This window comes from Rhizobacter sp. P1_G5 (assembly GCF_056405435.1).
Map to the genome: position 1 here is coordinate 1 of NZ_JBFUCB010000913.1, position 1,728 is coordinate 1,728.

Consider the following 1,728-nt stretch of genomic DNA (forward strand, 5'->3'; position numbering starts at 1 on the left):
ACGTCCGACTGCGCGCCGCCGCCGACCGCGGTGACCGTGCCGACGTCGCGGCCCAGCAGGCGCGCGAACGGCTCCAGCATCCAGCGCGTGTTCAGCGCCACGCCCTCGAGGAAGGCACGGAAGATGTCCTCGCGCGAATGCTCCAGCGACAGGTTCAGCAACCCGGCGCGCAGCCGCGGGTCGTCGACCGGCGTGCGCTCGCCATGCAGCCACGGCGTGTAGATCAGCCCGCGCGCGCCCGGCGGCACGCGCGCGGCGATGCGGTTCAGCAGCTCGTAGGCGGCGGGGTGCTCCTCGTCGCCGGCGAGTTCGTCCGGGTGGTACAGGATGCGGTCGCGCAGGAACGACAGGTTGGCGCCGGCGGTCGACTGCAGCGCCATCGCGAGGTAGCGCCCGTCGACCGCGCAGGGCACGGCGGCGATCTTGTGGCGCACGTCGGTCTTCATCGCCGGCACGTGCGCCCCCAGCCACGACGAGGTGCCGAGGTAGAGGTGCGTCTCGTAGTCGCCGACGGCAGCACCGACCGCGACGGCCGAGGTGTCGATCGCGCCGCCGACGACGACCGTCTTCGGGTCGAGCCCGAGCGCCAGCGCGACGCCCGGCAGCAGCGGGCCCAGCACCTCGGTCGAGCGCACGATCTCGGGCAGCTTGTCGGCATCGACCCCCAGCAGGCGGATCAGGCCGGCGTCGTAGCGCACGTGGCGCGAATCGCGGTTGTCGGTGACCCAGCTTGTCAGCGCCGAATCCTGCGTCGCGCAGAAGCGGCCGGTCAGGCGCAGGTTCAGGTAGTCGGGCACGTTCAGGAACTTGTGCGTGCGGGCGCAGCGCTCGGGCTCGTGGTCGTGCAGCCACGTGATGTGGCCGGCCGAATCGCGGCCCGACAGCGACGGCGCGCCGCCGGTGAGCCGCAGCCAGCGCCACAGTTTCAGCGGGCCGTAGCCTTCGATGTTCAGCGCGCGGCCGCGGGCGCGGCGCGTGATCGCGTCGGCGCCGCGTGCATCGAGCCAGGTCATCGCGCGGCCGATCGGCTGGCCGGCGCTGTCGACGCAGACGGTACCCTCGGTCTGTGCCGAGCAGCACACCGCGACGACGCGGCGGCGCAGGCGTTCATCGGCCAGCAGCTCGCCGGCCGCGCCGATGAAGGCAGCCCACCAGTCGTGTGGATCCTGCTCGGCCGCGGCGCCGTGCACATGCAGCGGCACGGCGCGGAAGGCCCAGGCCTGCACGGTGCCGTCGATCGCCACCAGCGCGCACTTGCAGCCGGAGGTGCCGAGGTCGACCGCGAGCACCAGCCGTTCGTCAATGGACATCTCAGAACTTGCGGGAAACAGTGACGAAGAACTTGTTGTTGTCGGTGGCCTTCAGCTCGTCGCCGTCCTGCGCGAGGTAGAGCTCGCGCACGCGGGTGTGCGTGGTGACCCAGTCGGCGCTCCACTCGAAGCCCCAGCGCTTGTGCGTGATGCCGACGCGGTAGTCGGAGAAGTTCGCTTCCTTGAAGTTCTCGATCTTCTGGTAGCCGGCGTGCAGGTTCAGCGTGGTGRCCGGGTCGAGGTGGTGCTTGTAGTCGAGGTCGTAGAGCCAGCTGCCGCGCGAGTTGTTGTCGCCGCGGGCGTAGCACTCGAGGCCGGCGGTCGGGTCGGGCATCAGCGACAGCATCGTGCCGCACACGCCGCCGGTGTCGGCGCCGCGGTAGGTCTTGGAGATCACGTTCAGCACGCGGCCCTCGAT

General features: G+C 71.0%; 1 protein-coding gene and 1 pseudogene. Both read right to left on the minus strand.

The genetic code is table 11. The features are described 5' to 3' along the window. Nucleotides 1-1,310: xylulokinase (locus tag AC1D12_RS32645; RefSeq protein ID WP_477845285.1), on the minus strand; the 1,310-nt coding region annotated here is incomplete at its 3' end. 1 nt (nucleotide 1,311) lies between these two features. After that, nucleotides 1,312-1,728 (minus strand): annotated as a pseudogene (locus AC1D12_RS32650) (TorF family putative porin); the annotation flags it as partial.